Genomic DNA, 16,696 nt, shown 5'->3' with positions numbered 1-16,696 from the left:
TCCACGCTAGGCCGGTCGCGTCGGACCCCCTCGCTAGGGTGCTGCCGTGGAAGATGGTCGTCGCACCTTGCCGACTCCGCTGTCCGAAGCTCATGAGGTCGGCTTCGACTACAGGGGCGGTGCCGGCGTTGACTTCGAGCCGTACCCCGACTTTCTCGACGCCGGTGAGACAGCCGAGTGGTCGCGAGCCTGGACGGGAAACGCGGAGGTTGACGGATCCGAGTTCCGGGTCTTCGGGCAGGACGGCACCGGTGGCCTCGCCGCCTTCTGGCTGGTGCGTCCTGGTGAGCCAATTGAGCAGCAACCGGTGGTGTTCCTCGGTTCGGAGGGCGAAACGGGAGTCGTAGCGCAGAACCTGTGGGCCTACCTGTGGCTCCTCGCCGACGGCTTCGGTCCATGGGAGGCGACGGAGTACCCCAATCACGAGCATGAGCCCCGTACGGATCCGCGCGTCATGGAGATCGCCGAACGGTGGGCACCGTCGCATCGCATGTCGGCGGGTGAGGTCATCGCCGCGGCGCGAGAAGAGTTCCCCGGCTTTGAGGCGCTGATCGAATCGATGTGCCGATAGCCAGAGTGAAGGCAGGCAGCTGAGCGACCCGGATCGCCGCGCTGACCTGGGCGAGGTCCCTCGTTGCCTTACATCGGTTGACAGCCCTTGTGGGCGTCAGTTGTGCCCGTCTTGTGGGTTTCAAGCAACATTCACGAAGCTCCGCGTGCTATTTCTCGGGGAACCCTACGGCTTGTCGACCCATTGGACGTTTGCGGGGCGCCGGCCGGTGCGCAGGAATTCGTGCCCTGCTTGACGGGCCTGTTCCTCGGTGAGGTCGACGGGCGGTTCGGCGTCCGGGGCGGTGAACCATGGGTCGGAGAACGCGTATTCGGCGTCGCCGGCTGTCTGGCCTGCTGGAGCGCCAGCCGGTACTGGTCCCCAGCTGAGCATGATCTCGCCCTCGCACTCGTCCTCCCATACCAGTGCGGATTGGTCCCCATCAAGGCTGATGAACAGGGTTCGCACCCCGTCTTCGCTGGTCAGCGAGACGCCGCTGCGCCGTACGCGGTCAAGGAGGTCGTCCAGGTGGGCGGCGCTGGCCACGGCGGTGCGGGTGTCGTCGATCCAGGCCTGCAGAGATCCGTTCATCGGATGCCTGTTAGCAGTGGGGTTGCCTAGCCATTCCGGCAGCACAGTGAGCTGGTTACCGGCCAGGTCTAGCCGGGTGAGGGCGGTGAGGTTACCCAGCGACTCCGGCAGCACGGTGAGCTGGTTGGCGGTCAGGAACAGTTGTGTGAGGGCGGCCAGGTCACCCAGCGACTCCGGCAGCACAGTGAGCTGGTTTTCGGTCAGGTCTAGCCGGGTGAGGGCGGTGAGGTTACCCAGCCATTTCGGCAACGCAGTGAGCCGGTTGTTGGCCAGGTCCAGCCAGGTGAGGGCGGTCAGGTTACCCAGCGACTCCGGCAGCGCCGCCAGCTGGTTACCGGAAAGGCCCAGCCGGGCGAGGGAGGTGAGGTCACCCAGCGACTCCGGTAGTACAGTGAGCCGGTTACCGCCCACGAACAGGTCGGTGAGGGCCGTCAAGTCACCCAGCGACTCCGGTAACACAGTGAGCCGGTTACCCCACACGAATAGCTCGGTGAGGGCGGTCAACCCACTCAGCGACTCCGGCAGCGCCGACAGCTGATTACCGCCCAGGTCCAGCCGGGTGAGGGCGGTCAGGTTGCCCAGCCATTCCGGCAGCATGGTGAGCTGGTTGGCAGTCAGGTTCAGCTGGGTGAGGGCGGTCAGGTTGCCCAGCCATTCCGGCAAGGCAGTAAGCCGGTTACCGGCCAGATCCAGCCGGGTGAGGGCGGTCAAGTCACCCAGCGAGTCCGGCAGAGTTCCCAACGAGAGCCCACTCAGATCCAACGAGGAGGCACCACTACGGCGTGCCGCCTCGACCCGACCCTCACTACCGCGCTGTGCTGCCTTGATCTGGTTCTCGAACCTGTCCACTCCTACCTACGTCCTGTTGTCATCGCGTGGTCATGATCACTTATACCCGCGCTGCGCGATTAGATCACCATCTCTGGCTGGAGACGGCGTCGGATGGCTACGCGTTGAGGCCGTGGTAGGCATCCGGCCCGTATGCCCTGGGCAGGTCCTGGCCTGCCGGCAAACGCCGGCCCGCACACTCCGCGCCGCATCCCACCACGGCCGGCGGTGACCGGCCCTACCCGGCGGTGCGACGGCCGCCGTGGGCGGAATTGTGACCGCCCACGCGGCGTCGTCGGGCAGCTCCTACGCCAGGCCGCCGCCAAACAGCCCGGCATTCCCGGAGGCCAAGATCGCAGCTAGTTTGTGCCCTGGTTGTGCCCGACGATCGCTTCCTGGAGTTCCCCGCACCTCAGAGGCGGTAAGTGGTGGGCCGCCAGGGACTCGAACCCTGAACCTATGGATTGCCGGCGAGCCGGCCGGATCGGGTCGAGGTCATCCGGCCTGTCTTCGTCGTTGCCGGCTTGGTGCGGCTGGCGCGGTTGCTGTACTTCGCTGCCGTGCTGCTGGCGCCTGACCGAGGCGCTCGATGCGCACCTTGGGCTGCTCGTTTCTACACCGTGGTGTCCTCGGCGGCCACCCGCGACGCGCTCAAGCGACTCGGTCAGGCGCTCGACGGTAGGAGACGAGTACGCCGCTCAGTCGGACTCGCGTGACCAGGATTGGGGCCAGGCCTCCAGTCGCACAACTATCTGCTGGAGGCCTGCCTCGAAGGCTTCGTCGTCGAGATCGCGTGCGCGGCGGCGGGACCACAACTCATTGAGGGCATCTTCGATGCCACCTAGCTCGATGAGCCGATCGGCGGATGCAAGCGCCCTCTGGCGTAATTCGTCCAGGCTTGCGGATCTGATGGTCAGCTTGTCCGCGAGCACGGCGAGCGTGCAGCGCGCATCGGCGGCGATGCCGCGCCCGGCGGCCTCCACGGCCCGGAGAGTGCCCTCCGGGCCCTGGACGATCTCGGTGAACAAGCCGAGTAGCCGCGAGTTGCGAACGAGCGGTCCGTCCGCCATCGTCCACCCTCTCGCTGTCTCATTACCGCCGCTCCGGGGCCCCGGACCCAGGAGGTCACCCGGCCGGTGACCGGGTCTACTGCTGTACTTCGCTGCTGTACCGGCCCTGATCGCGGTGTCCGGAAGCCTGGTCAGGGCGCTGACCTGCGGTGGAGTGGGCCGCCAGGGACTCGAACCCTGAACCTATGGATTAAAAGTCCACAGCTCTGCCATTGAGCTAGCGGCCCGCGCGCTCAGGTTACCGGACTTCCCGGACACGCGACTCTCGGCTTCCGAGCCGCCCGGGCGCCGAGCGGCAGCGTGCTGGCGTGACCGAGGATGAGCGGGCGCACCGTCCCCGGCTCGGCCAGACTCAGCGCCAGGCACCGGGACGGGTCAGGCCCGCTCGGCGACCTGGGCGACGAACGCGCGCCACGCCGCGGGCGTGAAGCTGAGGGTCGGACCGGCAGGGTCCTTGGAGTCGCGGACGCCGACCACGCCGGACAGGTTGTCGGCCACCTCGACGCAGTTGCCACCACTGGTTCCGCTGCGCGTGGACTTCCGCCACCGCGCGCCGGTTAGGTCCATCGGCTCACTACTTCCTTGATCAGGTCTAGCGACTGCCGCCGCGGCAGTGCCTCGTTGCGGACGCTCTCCCATCGATCGAAGAGCGTATCCAAATCATCGGACCGGTCCACAACATCACCGCCGAGCTGGTTCTCCAGGTGCCCGACCCAGCTGCCGTCGGCCATTCGAGCGAGCGACAGCGCACCCGACAACCCGGCGTGCAGGCCGACATCCGATGGGACGACGTGCACGCTGATGTTCGGCCGCTCAGCCCACGCTAGTAGCTGCCTCAGCTGCTCTGCCAACACTTTCTGGTAGCTGTCCCCGGTTCGCCGGATCGCCTGTTCGTCGATGACGGCCACGATCTGCGGCGGCCGTTCGCGGGTGAGGATCCCCTGCCGTTCGAGGCGCGCTGCCACCCGCCGATCCACCTCGTCGCCGCTCAGACGGGGATCAAGCCCCAGCACTGCATGGGCGTAGGCGTCCGTCTGGAATAGACCCGGAATCAGGTTCGGCTCGAAGTAGCGAAGCTGAGTCGCTGACCGTTCTGCGTCCAGCCAGGGCAGGAACCACGACGGTGCTCCGACACTGACGATGAGGCGCTCGAACAAGCCGCCGGTCTTCAGTGCGCGGTCGGCGCCCTTGATGAAGTCCATCGTCAAGGCGCGGGTGCCGCCCTCGACGGCGCTGACGTGGGAGGCGCTGAAGCCGGCACCCCGGCCGAAGGACTCCTGCAAAGATCGATTACTCGGCCCGCCACCCGCAGATCGCCGGTTCGACCAGCTCGGCCCGGCTGTGACAAGAACCTTCCCGAGCGTAGTGGCTCCACATCAGAGTGTCACCAGCGGAGGTTGCTCGTGGCGCATCGGCCCAGGGGTGGTCTCTGCGGGGGCCGCGCTGGGCGAGCATCCGGGCGGCCCCTTCCATCGACGGAGGGGGGGACGTGCCGGAGGACCAGTCGCAGCAGACAGGCCCGATGCCCGCGTGGGCGGTCGGCGACACCATCCGAGTCCCCGAGGACGCCTACCGCTTCGGGACCGGCGTGCTGACCCTCTACGTCGCCGAGGTGATCAGCCGGGGTCCGTTCCAGGGCGCGGAGTGGGCCGAGCTGCGCGGCCACGAGGTGAACCCGGACGGCACGCTCCGGGTGCGCCAGCGGTACGCCTTCGTGCGGGTGGACCGGGCCACCATCGTCCGGGTGCCGTCGCTGTGACCCGGCGCCGCGACCACCTGCCGTCCCGCCCCACCTGGCGCTGCCAGGCATGCGGGATCGCCTGGCCCTGTTCCCCCGCGAAGCTTCGCCTGCTCGCCGAGTACCGCACCCAGCGGACGGACCTGATCGTCTATCTCGGCACCCTCCAGGCCGAGGCCGCCGAGCAACTCGCCGAGCCGGACGCCAGCGCGCCCGACCTGGCCGCCCGCTTCACCGGCTGGGCCCGCCTCCACGACGACCCGGCCCAGTGACCGCCCGCACGTCGAGAGCCGGCCCGCTCGCGTCCACGCGTAGAGCCGGCCCACTGACCGCCCGCCCCGGCCCGGCTTCCCCCGTAGCTGGCCGGGGCGGGCCCTCGCGCCGAGTAGGCATGGCCGGGCCGGCGTGGGGAACGGTGTCCGGTATGAGGATGAGCAGCACTCCGGCGGTGGCGGCTTCCAGCGAGGAGACCGGCCCGGATGGCGTACGGGAGCCGGGCGGCGAGGTGCACGCCTGGCTGCCGGGGCAGAACCAGACCGTCTGCGGCCTCCCGCTCAGCCGCACCCGGCTGCGGCGCTTCCCGCACGTCAGGTTCGACTACGCCGGCACGGACCAGCTCACCGAGGCCGACCCGGTCGGTTGGATCTGCCCGCGCTGCCTGGCCGCCACGGCGGGCCGGCGGCGCGACGAGAAGCGCGGCTGGGTCCGCCACGCCCCCCGCCCCTGACGGTCGTTCGCCTCGTTACGTTCCCGGCGCACCGGATGCCGCGCAAGATCCGCCGAGGCTGCTGCGGCGAGAGGTGACCGAGGCCGCCACGGCGCGAGATCCCCGGGCGTGCACGGTCAGGAGAGCGAGCCTGCGCGACGCAGGCCCCACCGCCGCAGCCGGCGACGGATCGGGCGGTTGACGGGCGGCTGACCGGGTACGGGTCGGGCATGCGGATCGTGGTGGTGGGGGCGACCGGCAACGCCGGTACCGCCCTGTTGCGCCGGCTGCGCCGGGAGCGTGGAGTGGAGTTGGCCGGGGTGGTCCGCCGGCTGCCCGGCCCGGAGGCCGGTGAGCCGTACGACCAGGTGGAGTGGCACTCCTGCGACATCGGCCGGCCGGGCGCGACCGACCAGCTCGCCGAGGTCTTCGGCGGGGCGGACGCGGTGGTGCACCTGGCCTGGCAGATCCAGCCCAGCCACGACCAGCGGGTGCTGCTCCGGACGAACGTCGAGGGCAGCCGGGCGGTGATCGAAGCGGTGGTCCGGGCCAAGGTCCCGGCGCTGGTGTACGCCTCGTCGGTCGGCACCTACGCCCCGGGCCCGAAGGACCACCCGGTCAGCGAGCGCTGGCCGGCGACCGGGGTGCCCGCGTCGTCGTACAGCCGGCACAAGGCCGAGGTCGAGGCGCTGCTGGACCGAATGGAGCGGGAGCACCCGGAGTTGCGCGTGGTGCGGATGCGACCCGGGCTGAACTTCCAGCGGGAGGCCGCCACCGAGATCAGCCGATACTTCCTCGGCCCGTTCGCGCCGGTCCGGTTGCTGAAGTACGGCCGGATCCCGCTGGTGCCGACGCACCGCCGGCTGCGGATGCAGGCGGTGCACACTGACGACGTCGCCGACGCGTACGCCCGGGCGCTGCTGGGTGATGCGCGCGGCGCTTTCAACCTGGCCGCGGACCCGGTGCTGACCCCGGAGCTGGTGGCCCGGCACTTCCACGGCTGGACGGTTCCGGTGGCCGCCCCGGTGCTGCACGTCGCGGCGGCGCTGACCTGGCGGGCGCGGCTGCAACCGATCGACCCCGGCTGGGTGCAACTGGCGCTGAACGCGCCGCTGATGTCGAGCGAGCGGGCCGAACGGGAGCTGGGTTGGGAGCCCCGGACCGACGCGCTCACCGCGCTGAAGGAACTCTTCGCCGGCATGGCCACCCGCGCCCACACCCCCAGCCCGCCCATGTCCGCCGCCCGTACCCTCCCCGGCCGCCCGGCCGCCCTCCTCCGCGCCCGCCCCGCCGGCCACCGAAACCCCTACTGACCCACCCTCCCCCCACTCCACCGCCCGTTGATCATGAAGTTAGCGGCGGCGGCATCGGCGTGTCGTGACACGAACTTCATGATCAACGGGGTGGGACCGCCGGGCGGACCTTGGGGCGGGGGTCAGGTGAGGCGGGCGCCGAGGAAGAAGATGCCGGGGTGGCCGGGGGTCTCGAATCTGCCGCTGGGGTTGCGGCGGAGAGAGGAGGTCTCGATCTTCAGGGTCCCGGTGCGGTTGTTGCTGACGAAGAAGATCGCGCCGCTGCCCTCGTTCGCCTGGTTGCCCTCGATGATCGTGCTGGCGATCCGGACGGTGAACTCGTTGCCGTCGCAGTAGATCGCGCCGCCGCTGCCGCCGCCCGGGGTGCCGGCCCGGGCCGGGTTGGCGCCGTTGCCGATCGCCTCGTTGCGGGTGAACACGCTGTTCAGCACCACCCAGGAGACGCCGATGCTGCTCAACGCCCCGCCGTTCGAGCAGGACCCGCCGTCGAAGGTGCTGCGCACCACGTACACCGGCTTGTTCTCGTGCTGGCTGAGCACCCGGACGGCGGCGCCGCCCAGGTCGGGGCCGGTGTGGTCGCAGCGGTTGCGGACGAAGCGCGAGTTGACGATGGTGAGCCGGCCGCCCCGGACGAAGATCGCGCCACCGCCGCCGCCCTCGGCCTGCTCGCCGGTGGAGTTGCCGTCGGCGAAGGTCAGGTTCTGCACGGTGAGCTGCGGGTGGTCCTGGTTCTGGCAGTGCGAGGTGGTCCAGCCCTGCGCGCTGTCGCAGGTGTTCATGTAGAGGATGCGCCGCCGGCCCTGCCCGCTGAGCGTGATCTTGCCGCCGCCGTCCAGCACCACCTTCGGCCCGTTGGCGTTGCGCACCTTGGCGGTGGCCTTCATCGCGATGGTCACCGGGTCGGGCCCGCAGTCGAAGGTGATGATCCCGCCGGCCGCGACCGCCCTGACCACCGCCTCGGAGGTGCAGCTCGCCGCGGTGCCGGTGCCGATCCGGCGGGTCGGCTTCGAGGTGTCGACGGCCCGCGCCTCGGCCGGCACGCCGGCGCGGCCGTTCGGGTTGCCGGCCTTCAGCACCCCGCCGGCCGGCGGCTTCGGGCTGGCGCTCGCCCCCGGGCTGCCGAGTCCCACCCGGGTCGCCGGGGCGACGTCCCGGCCGGGGGCGGCGCTCGCCGACGGCTCGGTCCGCGCCGGGCCGGGGTCGGACGATCCGCAGGCCGGCAGGCCCGCCGTGGCGACGGTCAGGGCGAGTAGGACGAGCAGGGACTTCGGGCGCACCCCGTGATGCTAGGAGCCCGACGGCCGCCCGGCCCGATGCGCCGGCCCGGTTTAACCCGGAGCTAAGAATGGGCGACCGCGAAGCCGATCAGGAACCCGGCCACGGTGATCAGGCCGACGAGCAGGTGCGCTTCGTCGTACGCGTCGGGCAGCATGGTGTCGCTGATCATGGCGAGGATGCCGCCGCCGGCCAGCGCCGTGATCGCCGCCTTCGCCGCCGGTGGGGCGTTGCCCAGCAGGACGTAGCCGGCCACCGCGGCGACGGCGGTGGCCAGCGCGATGCCGGTCCAGAGCGTGAAGACCCAGCGCCGGCTGCGGCCGGCCCGGCGCATGCCCGCCGCGCTGGACAGCCCCTCCGGCAGGTTGCTGAGGAAGACCGCGGCCACCGTGACCAGGCTGATCGGCCCGCCGCCGAGCAGGCTGGCCCCGATCACCACCGATTCGGGTACGCCGTCCAGCAGCGCGCCGATCGCGATCGCGTTGCCCGAGCCGGGCGTTTCGGCCTCGGTCGGCTGCCGCATGCCGGAGCGCTTGCGGTGCCGCCCGCCCCGCGTGGCCAGCAGCAGGTTGGCCAGTGTGAAGGCCACCGCCCCGGCCCCCGCGCCGAGCGCGGTCGGCAGCAGCCCGCCCTCCATGTTCGCCTTGGCGAACAGCTCGAAGGAGACGGCCGAGAAGAGCACGCCCGCGCCGAAGGCCATGACGGACGCGTTGATCCGCTGTGGCACCCGGGCGAACCAGCCCGCCGCCGCCCCGATCAGCAGGGCGGAGCCGGCCACCAGCCCCCACCCGCCCGCCTCCAACCATCCCGGCACGTGCCGGACGCTACCGGGGTCGGGCGGCGCCGGACGCCAGGAGCGGGCTGGTTCCCGCAAGTGGTGGCCCGAGGGGGACGAACCGGGGAGCGGTCAGAAGTCCGCGAAGAGGTACGGCAGCCGGCGCGGGAAGAGCCGGCGCAGCTCGGCCGCGGCGTTCGCCGGCACGTCGCCCAGCCCGCGCAGGTGCACCTCGGCCGGGTCGAGCACCCCGTACGCGAGCGCGGAGAGCCCGGCGGCGGTCAGCGTGGCCTTCGGCGGGGTGCCGGTGGCCGGGCCGGTGACCAGCTCCAGCGAGCCGGTCGTGCCGTCCAGCAGGTACGCCCCGGCCAGCCAGCGGTCGCCGGTCAGCTCGACCCGGACCCGGCCCGGCCCGGCGGGCAGCCCGGTCAGTGCGTCCACCGACAGCAGCCGGGCCATCGGGGCGGACGAGCCGGGCCGGGCCACCCGCGCCTCGACGTGCACAGCCAGGTCGGTCAGCCACAGCTCGGGCAGCTCGTCGGCGGGGAGCTGGACGGTCACCTTCTCCACCTGGTCGACGTGCCGGGCGAAGAACTGCAGCAGCAGCGCCCGGGCGTACGGGTCGGCGGCGAGCAGGTCGTCGGCGACCAGGGTGCCGCCGTGGTCGTCGATCCGGTAGGTCACCGCGCCGGTGACCGTCCCGCCGGTGCGGGCGGTGAGCAGCCAGTGCTCGTCGCGGTCGCGCAACCCGATGTCGCGGTAGTCCGGGAAGAGCGCGAACCCGTGCCGCTCGCGCAGGCAGCGCTCGGTGAACTCGCGCCAGGCCGGGTAGCCGGCGCCGATCCGCTCCCAGCCCACCTCGCCGGGCAGGTCGGCGCGGAGCAGCTCGCCGAGGTCGGCCGGGGAGAACGTGGCGGTACGCGGCTTCGGCAGCCCGACGTAGCCGAACTTGCCGTAGAACGACGGCCGGAACGGGTAGAGCGCGGTGAGCTGGTGCCCCTCGTCGCGCATCTCGTCGAGGAGCTGGTGCAGCAGGTTCCGCACGTGCCCCTTGCGGCGGGCCAGCGGGTGGCTGGCCACCCCGGCGACGCCGGCCATCGGCAGCACCGCGCCGCGCAGGTTCTGCCGCATCGGGATGGCCGAGGCGGCGGCCAGCGTGGTGCCGTCCTCCGCCACGACCAGCGTCCGGTTGCCCTCGTTGTAGGGCAGGTAGCGGCGGAACTCCTCGGCCCGGGCCGCGCTGCGCGGCGACGCCTCGAAGGCGTACGCGCCGAGCACGAAGCTGGTGGTCAGTCGTTCCTCGGAACTCACCCGGCGGACCGTCATCCGACCATCCCAACCCGGCCCGCCGGCCGGCGCAACCGGAATCGGCTCAGCCGATGGGCAGCTGCCGCAGGTGCCGGCGCGGGCGCAGCCGTACGGTGAACACCGCCGCCACGGTGACCACCAGCAGCGCGGTGACGACGAGCCCGTGCAGCGAGCCCCGGGTCAGGTAGCCGTCGTCGGTGTGGTCCACCGCCCAGGTGGCGATCTCCCGGCTGGACCAGAACGGGGTCAGTTTCGCCCCCGACCCGGCCGGGTCGATGAGCATCTGCACCGCCACCACGGTGAGCAGCAGCAGCGTCCCCTCCAGCTCGCGGGGGAGGATCGCGCCGATCAGCATCCCGAACGGGGCCGCCACGGCCACGCAGCAGAGCATCGCCACGGCCACCCCGCCGTACCGCAGGTTGGCCGCGTCGACGACGGTGAGCAGGAAGAACGGCACGGAGATGGCCAGCCCGAGCGCCCAGAGCCCGAGCATCCGGCCCAGGTAGAGGTGGTGCGGCCGGTAGCCGGCCAGCCGCAGCCGCGGCTCCAGCTCGCGGGCCGCCCCGGTGGCGAAGAGCGCGGCGGTGCTCACCGCCCAGCTGATGCCGAGCAGCAGCGACCGGACCGACTGCCCGATGTAGGCGTCCCGCCGGATCAGCCAGAAGGTCAACGGCATCAACAGCAGGAGCAGCAGTACGCCCCGGCGGCGCACCAGCTCCCGCAGGGTCATCTCGGCGACGGTGACGAGCCGGTTCACGGGCGCCCTCCCTGGGTGGCCGGGGTCAGGTCGAGCACGAGGTCGACCCGATCGAGCTGGTTGAGCAGGTGGGTCACCACGACGATGGCCCGGCCCTCGTCGCGCAGCCGGACGAGCTGGTCCCAGAAGTTGACGTAGGTGCCCTGGTCGAAACCCTGGTAGGGCTCGTCGAGCAGCAGCACGTCCGGTTGGCTGAGGGTGGACATGGTGAGGTTCAGCTTTTGCCGGGTGCCGCCGGAGAGGTGCCGGGCCAGCACGTCGCCGCCGGCCTCCCAGCCGAGCTGGCGGGCGGCCGCCCGACCGGCCCGCCGGGCCTGGCCGCGGTCCACCCCCTGGCCGGCGCCCACCAGCACGAAGTGCTCGTCGGGCAGGAGGAAGTCCGCCGTGCCGCCCTGCTGCGGGCAGTAGCCCAGCCGGCCGGAGACGGTCACCTCGCCCGCGTCCGGCGAGACCAGCCCGGCGCAGATCCGCAGGAAGGTGCTCTTGCCGCAGCCGTTCGCGCCGACCACGGCCGCGATCTGCCCGGCCCGGACGGTCAGCGTCGCGTCCCGCAGCACCGTGCGCCGCCCGTACCGCTTGGTGATGCCCTGCGCGTGCAGCCGGACCGGCCCGGGCCGCGGGCCCGGCATGGTGCCGATGCTCTCCACGACCGCGGCGGCGTACTCCCGCGGCGGCCCGAAGACCAGCCACGGGTCGCCACCGCCGTCGCGCAGGTGCGTGGCGGCCTCGGCGACCACGTGCCGGGCGGCGTCCACCGCGACCCGGCGCTGGTACAACTCGGCCGCGAACGCCCGCAGCCAGTCGTCGACGTTCACCCGTCGACCCCCTTCGTGACGATGCCGCTTACCGGGGCGACGAAGGCGAGCCAGGCGCGGCCGTCCTGGCGCAGCGCCGCCCGCCCGCTGTCGGTGAGCCGGTAGTACTTGCGGGCCGGCCCCGCCGCCCCCTCCCGCCACTGGGCGGTGACCAGGCCGGTGCGTTGCAGCCGGAGGAGCACCGGGTAGAGGGTGCCGCCCTGGATCGGCCCGACGCCCGCCGCGTCGAGCGCCTGGGCGATCTGGTAGCCGTAGGACTCGCCCTCGCAGAGCAGGGCCAGGACGCAGAGGTCGAGCACCCCGCGCAGCCACTGCCCACGCCGGTCGGAATCCACCCGCAGCACCCTAGCGACGCCAGCTAGATGGCACAACTACCTACTGGCCGACGGGGGACCGGCGCGCGTGCCCACCGGTCGCGCCGGAGTCAGGCCGCGGTGACGTCGGAGACCACGACGGTGACGTTGTCCGGGGCGCCGGCCTGGTGGGCGAGCTTGACGAGTTGCTCGCCGCACTGCTGGCGGTCGCCGTACATGGCCAGCGCGGCGGCGATCTCCGCGTCGGCCACGTAGTCGGAGAGCCCGTCGCTGCACAGCAGCAGGCGGTCGCCGGCGGTCATGGTGAGCGTCCCGATCACCGGCGGAGTGTCGCCGCCCTGCACCGCCCGGGTCACCAGCGACCGCTGCGGGTGGTGCCGGGCCTGCTCCGGCGAGAGCGCGCCCTGGTCGACCAGCGCCTGCACGAAGGTGTCGTCCCGGGTGAGCTGGGCCAGCGTCCCGTCCCGCAGCAGGTAGCAGCGGGAGTCGCCGACCTGGGCCAGCACCAGCGTGTCCCCGGCGAGCAGCGCGGCGGTCAGCGTCGTACCCATCCCCTCGCGCGCCGGGTCGACGGTGATGGCCGCGTTGATGCGCTGGTTGGCGGTGCTCACCACGGCGCGCAGCGCGTCCGCGGCATCGTCGGGGGTCGACGGTGGGGTCAGCTCGTCGAGGATCCGGATGACGATCTCGCTCGCCACCTCGCCCGCGGGCAGGCCGCCCATACCGTCCGCCACCGCGATCAGGCGGTCACCGGCGAGGGCGGAGTCCTCGTTGTTGGTGCGGACCAGGCCGATGTCGTTGCGGATGGCCGAGCGGAGGATCAGCGTCATGCGACAAGCTTGCCAAGAACACCCTGCCGCCGTCTCTACGCACTACTGCGTAGGGTTGGGGAATGATGCCGGTGTCCATGGTCGGGCGCGCCGGTGAGCTGGCCGAGCTCGACCGGGCCTGGTCCACCGTGGCCACCGGGCGGCGGGCGGCGCCGACCGTCGCGGTGATCAGCGGCGGCGCCGGGGTGGGCAAGAGCCTGCTGGTCGCCGCCGCGCTGGACACCTTCGCGCCGCGGCCGGCCGTGGTGCTCTCCGGCGCGGCCCGGGTGCACGACCCGGCGCCGTACGACTGGCTGGCCGCCGTGCTCAGCGGGCGGGACACCGGCGGGCTCGACCTGCCCCCGGACGCGCTCGCCTGGCTCGCCCAGCAGCCCACCGCGCCGCGCGAGCGCTACGCCCCGGGCGCCCTGCTCCGCCTCGCCGTGCGGACCGTCCGGCTGCTGGTCGGCGCCGGTCCCGCCGTGCTGGTGGTGGAGGACCTGCACGCGCTCGACCCGGCCAGCCTGAACCTGCTCGGCGAGCTGGCCACGGCCGCCGACCTGCCGGCGCTGCTGCTGGTGGCCACCCGGCCCGCCGAGCACGCGGTCGCGCCGGACCTCGCGGCCCGCGCGCTGGCCCGGCTCTGCGGTGTGCCGGGCGCGGTGCGCCAGCACCTCGGCCCGCTGCGCCCGGCCGAGGTCGCCGAGGTGCTGGCCCAGGTGTACGCCGTGACCCGCCCGCCCGCCGGACTGGTGCGCGCGGTCTGCGCGCGGACCGGCGGCAACCCGTACGCGCTGACCGAACTGCTCGCCGCGCACGCCGGTCAGGAGCCGGAGGCGCTGCTCCTGCCACCGGTGGCGCCACCGCCCCGGGTGCCGGCGCAGTTCCGGGCCGGCGAGGTCGAGCTGACCGGACGCGAGCTGGAGGTGCTCGGCTGCCTGGTCGCCGGGATGTCCAACAAGCAGGTGGCCCGGGCGCTCGGCATCTCGGTGCGGACGGTCACCGTGCACGTGTCCAACCTGCTGCGCAAGACCGGGGCGGCGTCGCGTACCGAGGCGGCGATCTGGGCGGTGCGGCGCCGGCTGCCCGCGCCGGTCGACGGCTGACCGCCGGTGCCCGGCTGGCCGCTCACGCCTCGGGTCGGCGGCGCGGGTAGCGCAGCAGGAGGCTGGCGGCCACCTCCTCGTCGCCGACCGCCGCGTAGATGTGCGGCACGTCCGACGTCCAGCGCAGGTGCCCGCCGGCCGCCGCGGTGAGTGGGGCGTCCACCGGGCCGGCGCGCAGCACGCCGGCGAAGACGGTGACGTGCTCGGTGACGCCGGGCTGGTGCGCGGGGGAGAGCTGGCCCGGCCCCGGCGCGACCCGCATCCGGTACAGCTCGTAGGTGGCGTCGGCGTCGTCGAAGACCTCGAGCAGGGTGGCGCTGACCGCCGCGCCGCGCACGGTCGGCGTCCCGGCCGGCCCGGCGAGCACCGCGGTCAGCGGTACGCCGAGCTGCGCGGTCACCGCGTAGAGCGTCTCCAGGGTGGGGTTGCGGGTGCCGTTCTCCAGCCCGGAGAGGGTCGCCTTGCCCACCCCGGCCAGCCGGGCCAGCGTGGAGAGCGAGATGCCGCGCTCCTCGCGTAGGGCGCGGACCCGGCGGCCGACCTCGGCGGCGCCCGGGTCGGGGGCCGGTCGGCGGGTTGGTGAGGGCTGCGGCACCCCGCTATGGTGCTACACGACCACTGTTCCGTTTACGGAACGATGGCGTCGGGGCGCTCAGGGCGCCGGGGTGGGAGGCGGGAATGGCCGGACGCGCGCAACCGGTGCTGGCCGGGGTGGTGACCGCGCAGGTCGGCTTCGCCAGTTCGTTCACCGTGGTGCTGGCCGGCCTGCGGGCCGTCGGCGCCACCGACGCGCAGGCCGCCTCCGGGCTGCTCGCGCTCTGCCTCGCGTCCGGCCTCTGCGCCGGCTGGCTCGGCCTGCGGCACCGGCTGCCGATGAGCATCGCCTGGTCCACCCCGGGCGCCGCGCTGCTCGTGGCCACCGGCCCGATGCCCGGCGGCTGGCCGGTCGCGGTCGGGGCGTTCCTGGTCTGCGGCGGGCTGATCCTGGCCGCCGGGCTGTTCCCGGTGCTCGGCCGGGCCGTCGCGGCGATCCCGCAGCCGGTGGCCGGCGCGATGCTGGCCGGCGTGCTGCTCCCGCTCTGCACCGCGCCGGTCCGCGCGCTGGTCGAGGTGCCCCGGCTGGCCGGGCCGGTGGTGCTGGCCTGGCTACTGCTGCACCGCTTCGCCCGCCGCTGGGCGGTGCCCGGCGCCCTGGTGGTGGCGGTGGCGGCGATCGCGCTGACCACGCCGGCCGCCGGCCTGGGCGACATCGGGCTGCGCCCGGTGGTCGAGCTGACCGCGCCGGCCTGGAACGCCGCCGCGCTGGTCGGGCTGGCCCTGCCGCTCTTCCTGGTCACGATGGCCGCGCAGAACGTGCCGGGAGCGGCGGTGCTGGTCGGCTACGGCTACCGGCCGCCGCTCGGCTCGGCGTTGCGCGTCACCGGGCTGGCCAGTGCCGCCGCCGCGCCCGCCGGGGGGCACGCGGTCAACCTCGCCGCGATCACCGCCGCGCTCGCCGCCGGCCCGGACGCCCACCCGGACCCGGACCGCCGCTGGATCGCCTCGGTGACCGCCGGGCTCGGGCTGGCCCTGCTCGGCCTGGGCGCGGGGGCGGCCACCGCGCTGGTCGCGCTCTCCCCGCCGGTGCTGATCGAGGCGGTCGCCGGCCTGGCGCTGCTCGGCGCGCTGGCCACCGCGCTCACCTCGGCGCTGGCCGATCCGGCGGCCCGCGAGGCCGCGGTGGTCACCTTCGTGGTCACCGCCTCCGGGGTGACCCTGCTCGGCGTCGGCGGCGCGTTCTGGGGGCTGGTCGCCGGCGGGCTGATGCTGCTGCTCTTCCGCCGCCGCCGCCGCCACGCCACGCCGAGTCCGGCGGCTCCCGACGCACCCGCGCAGGCCCCGCCGGCCCCCGCATCGGCCCCGCCGGCCCCTGCGTCGGCCCGCATCGACTCCAGATCGCCGACGCGGCGGTGACCGCACCGTGCGGACACCGCCACGTCGGCGAAACGGCTGGCTTTGAATCGTCTACGACATCAGCTCGACAGCGTGCGGACGGGTGATCCCCGTGCCGGCGCCGGCCCGGTCGGCGGCGTCACTCCTCGGGGGAGAGGTCGCCTGCCGGGACGGTGAGCCGGACCCGGTCGTCGGCGATCGCGGCGATCTGGTCGGCCAGCACGTAGACCGCGCCGGTGCGGACCAGGTCGGTGGAGACCTTCAGGTAGCCGCTGTGCAGCAGCCGGGCCGCCAGGTCGGCCGGCACGTCCGGCTCCTCGACCGCGGTCGACTCGATCAGCTCGTCCAGGCTGCTGCCCGGGTCGGCGGTCGGCGCCTGCACGGTCACCGCGTTCGGGTCACCCCGCTGGACCAGGTCCACGGTGCCGACCTCGGTGCCGGCGGCGTCGATCACCCGCATCCCGGTGGTGACCTTCGAGATGGTCCGCTGCTGCTCGGTGCCGTGCTCACTCATGCTGGCGCGGTTCCCGGCCCCCGCTCCGACTAAACGCCCGTCGCCCAGCCGCCCGGCGGTCGGGGGGAGAGTTCCCGCCAGGCGTCCGGCCCGTCGAGCAGCGCGCGGACCGTCTCCTCCGCCTCGTCGGCACTGGCGTACTCGTAGAACTGGGAGATCCCCTCGGCGCCGCCCGACCGCTGCTCCACGTACCAGCGGTCGGCGTCCACCCGGAGGAAGACGTCCCGCCGGGCCAGCCGCCCCCATTTCCCGTTCCACCAGTGCTTTCGCTGCTCCATGGCGGGACTCTATCGAA

The 16,696-nt window shown here is 73.1% G+C and carries 21 protein-coding genes and 1 tRNA gene; 7 read left to right on the top strand and 15 right to left on the bottom strand.

Annotation, left to right across the window (positions count from 1 at the left end):
* The first annotated feature begins 46 nt into the window (after positions 1-46).
* A complete protein-coding gene (locus ACVCAH_RS05020; protein WP_447134846.1) occupies positions 47-571 on the top strand; it encodes an SMI1/KNR4 family protein in 525 nt (174 codons plus the stop codon).
* A 165-nt stretch (positions 572-736) separates the two neighbouring features.
* Here ACVCAH_RS05020 and ACVCAH_RS05015 read toward each other — a convergent pair whose 3' ends face one another.
* The 5 genes from ACVCAH_RS05015 to ACVCAH_RS04995 form a co-directional block, all read right to left on the bottom strand.
* Positions 737-1,990: an Imm1 family immunity protein gene (locus ACVCAH_RS05015; protein WP_447134845.1), complete on the bottom strand. Its 1,254-nt coding sequence runs from the start codon at positions 1,988-1,990 to the stop codon at positions 737-739.
* Positions 1,991-2,667: 677 nt separating this feature from the next.
* Complete coding sequence (locus ACVCAH_RS05010) at positions 2,668-3,039, bottom strand: hypothetical protein (RefSeq protein ID WP_447134844.1); 372 nt, start codon at positions 3,037-3,039, stop codon at positions 2,668-2,670.
* Between the two features lie 155 nt (positions 3,040-3,194).
* Positions 3,195-3,266, bottom strand: a tRNA-Lys gene (locus tag ACVCAH_RS05005).
* Between the two features lie 148 nt (positions 3,267-3,414).
* Complete coding sequence (locus tag ACVCAH_RS05000) at positions 3,415-3,606, bottom strand: DUF397 domain-containing protein (RefSeq protein WP_447134843.1); 192 nt, start codon at positions 3,604-3,606, stop codon at positions 3,415-3,417.
* Positions 3,597-4,322 carry a DUF5753 domain-containing protein gene (locus tag ACVCAH_RS04995; protein ID WP_447134842.1) on the bottom strand — a complete coding sequence of 242 codons (726 nt, stop codon included), beginning with the start codon at positions 4,320-4,322 and terminating at the stop codon, positions 3,597-3,599. Before ACVCAH_RS04995 ends, ACVCAH_RS05000 begins: the two co-directional genes overlap by 10 nt.
* A 206-nt stretch (positions 4,323-4,528) precedes the next feature.
* Between ACVCAH_RS04995 and ACVCAH_RS04990 the strand changes: the two genes are divergently transcribed.
* From ACVCAH_RS04990 to ACVCAH_RS04975, 4 genes are all read left to right on the top strand, one after another.
* Positions 4,529-4,798 carry a hypothetical protein gene (locus ACVCAH_RS04990; protein ID WP_447134841.1) on the top strand — a complete coding sequence of 90 codons (270 nt, stop codon included), beginning with the start codon at positions 4,529-4,531 and terminating at the stop codon, positions 4,796-4,798.
* The gene (locus ACVCAH_RS04985; RefSeq protein WP_447134840.1) at positions 4,795-5,049 is read left to right on the top strand and encodes a flavin reductase; all 255 of its coding nucleotides are present in this window, start codon (positions 4,795-4,797) and stop codon (positions 5,047-5,049) included. The genes ACVCAH_RS04990 and ACVCAH_RS04985 overlap by 4 nt, the downstream gene beginning before the upstream one ends.
* Before the next feature lie 158 nt (positions 5,050-5,207).
* The gene (locus tag ACVCAH_RS04980) at positions 5,208-5,504 is read left to right on the top strand and encodes a hypothetical protein (RefSeq protein ID WP_447134839.1); all 297 of its coding nucleotides are present in this window, start codon (positions 5,208-5,210) and stop codon (positions 5,502-5,504) included.
* 209 nt (positions 5,505-5,713) lie between these two features.
* Positions 5,714-6,796, top strand: a complete 1,083-nt coding sequence (locus tag ACVCAH_RS04975) for an NAD-dependent epimerase/dehydratase family protein (protein WP_447134838.1) — start codon at positions 5,714-5,716, stop codon at positions 6,794-6,796.
* Between the two features lie 122 nt (positions 6,797-6,918).
* Here ACVCAH_RS04975 and ACVCAH_RS04970 read toward each other — a convergent pair whose 3' ends face one another.
* From ACVCAH_RS04970 to ACVCAH_RS04940, 7 genes are all read right to left on the bottom strand, one after another.
* On the bottom strand, positions 6,919-8,073 hold the full coding sequence (locus ACVCAH_RS04970; protein ID WP_447134837.1) for a hypothetical protein: 1,155 nt from the start codon (positions 8,071-8,073) through the stop codon (positions 6,919-6,921).
* Positions 8,074-8,135: 62 nt separating this feature from the next.
* Positions 8,136-8,885, bottom strand: a complete 750-nt coding sequence (locus ACVCAH_RS04965) for a ZIP family metal transporter (protein ID WP_447134836.1) — start codon at positions 8,883-8,885, stop codon at positions 8,136-8,138.
* A 93-nt stretch (positions 8,886-8,978) separates the two neighbouring features.
* Complete coding sequence (locus ACVCAH_RS04960) at positions 8,979-10,172, bottom strand: GNAT family N-acetyltransferase (RefSeq protein WP_447134835.1); 1,194 nt, start codon at positions 10,170-10,172, stop codon at positions 8,979-8,981.
* A gap of 46 nt (positions 10,173-10,218) precedes the next feature.
* Positions 10,219-10,911 carry a hypothetical protein gene (locus ACVCAH_RS04955; protein ID WP_447134834.1) on the bottom strand — a complete coding sequence of 231 codons (693 nt, stop codon included), beginning with the start codon at positions 10,909-10,911 and terminating at the stop codon, positions 10,219-10,221.
* Positions 10,908-11,726 (bottom strand): ATP-binding cassette domain-containing protein, encoded by an 819-nt coding sequence (locus tag ACVCAH_RS04950; RefSeq protein ID WP_447134833.1) that lies wholly within the window; start codon positions 11,724-11,726, stop codon positions 10,908-10,910. The genes ACVCAH_RS04955 and ACVCAH_RS04950 overlap by 4 nt, the downstream gene beginning before the upstream one ends.
* Positions 11,723-12,061: a PadR family transcriptional regulator gene (locus tag ACVCAH_RS04945; protein ID WP_447134832.1), complete on the bottom strand. Its 339-nt coding sequence runs from the start codon at positions 12,059-12,061 to the stop codon at positions 11,723-11,725. The genes ACVCAH_RS04950 and ACVCAH_RS04945 overlap by 4 nt, the downstream gene beginning before the upstream one ends.
* Before the next feature lie 89 nt (positions 12,062-12,150).
* Positions 12,151-12,870, bottom strand: a complete 720-nt coding sequence (locus ACVCAH_RS04940; protein ID WP_447134831.1) for a PP2C family protein-serine/threonine phosphatase — start codon at positions 12,868-12,870, stop codon at positions 12,151-12,153.
* Positions 12,871-12,932: 62 nt separating this feature from the next.
* Here ACVCAH_RS04940 and ACVCAH_RS04935 point away from each other — a divergent pair, with 62 nt between their 5' ends.
* Entirely contained in the window at positions 12,933-13,955 is a 1,023-nt protein-coding gene (locus ACVCAH_RS04935) for a LuxR C-terminal-related transcriptional regulator (protein ID WP_447134830.1), read from the top strand.
* A gap of 22 nt (positions 13,956-13,977) precedes the next feature.
* Here the strand turns inward: ACVCAH_RS04935 and ACVCAH_RS04930 are convergent, their stop codons facing one another.
* Positions 13,978-14,550, bottom strand: a complete 573-nt coding sequence (locus tag ACVCAH_RS04930) for a helix-turn-helix domain-containing protein (RefSeq protein ID WP_447134829.1) — start codon at positions 14,548-14,550, stop codon at positions 13,978-13,980.
* 83 nt (positions 14,551-14,633) lie between these two features.
* Here ACVCAH_RS04930 and ACVCAH_RS04925 point away from each other — a divergent pair, with 83 nt between their 5' ends.
* Positions 14,634-15,908 (top strand): benzoate/H(+) symporter BenE family transporter, encoded by a 1,275-nt coding sequence (locus tag ACVCAH_RS04925; RefSeq protein ID WP_447134828.1) that lies wholly within the window; start codon positions 14,634-14,636, stop codon positions 15,906-15,908.
* A 118-nt stretch (positions 15,909-16,026) separates the two neighbouring features.
* Here the strand turns inward: ACVCAH_RS04925 and ACVCAH_RS04920 are convergent, their stop codons facing one another.
* Both ACVCAH_RS04920 and ACVCAH_RS04915 read right to left on the bottom strand, forming a co-directional pair.
* Positions 16,027-16,401, bottom strand: a complete 375-nt coding sequence (locus ACVCAH_RS04920) for a hypothetical protein (RefSeq protein ID WP_447134827.1) — start codon at positions 16,399-16,401, stop codon at positions 16,027-16,029.
* Between the two features lie 29 nt (positions 16,402-16,430).
* The gene (locus ACVCAH_RS04915) at positions 16,431-16,679 is read right to left on the bottom strand and encodes a hypothetical protein (protein ID WP_447134826.1); all 249 of its coding nucleotides are present in this window, start codon (positions 16,677-16,679) and stop codon (positions 16,431-16,433) included.
* Between the last annotated feature and the right edge of the window lie 17 nt (positions 16,680-16,696).

It is taken from the genome of Micromonospora sp. LZ34 (genome assembly GCF_052981855.1).
This window is presented reverse-complemented; position numbering and strand designations above follow the sequence as displayed.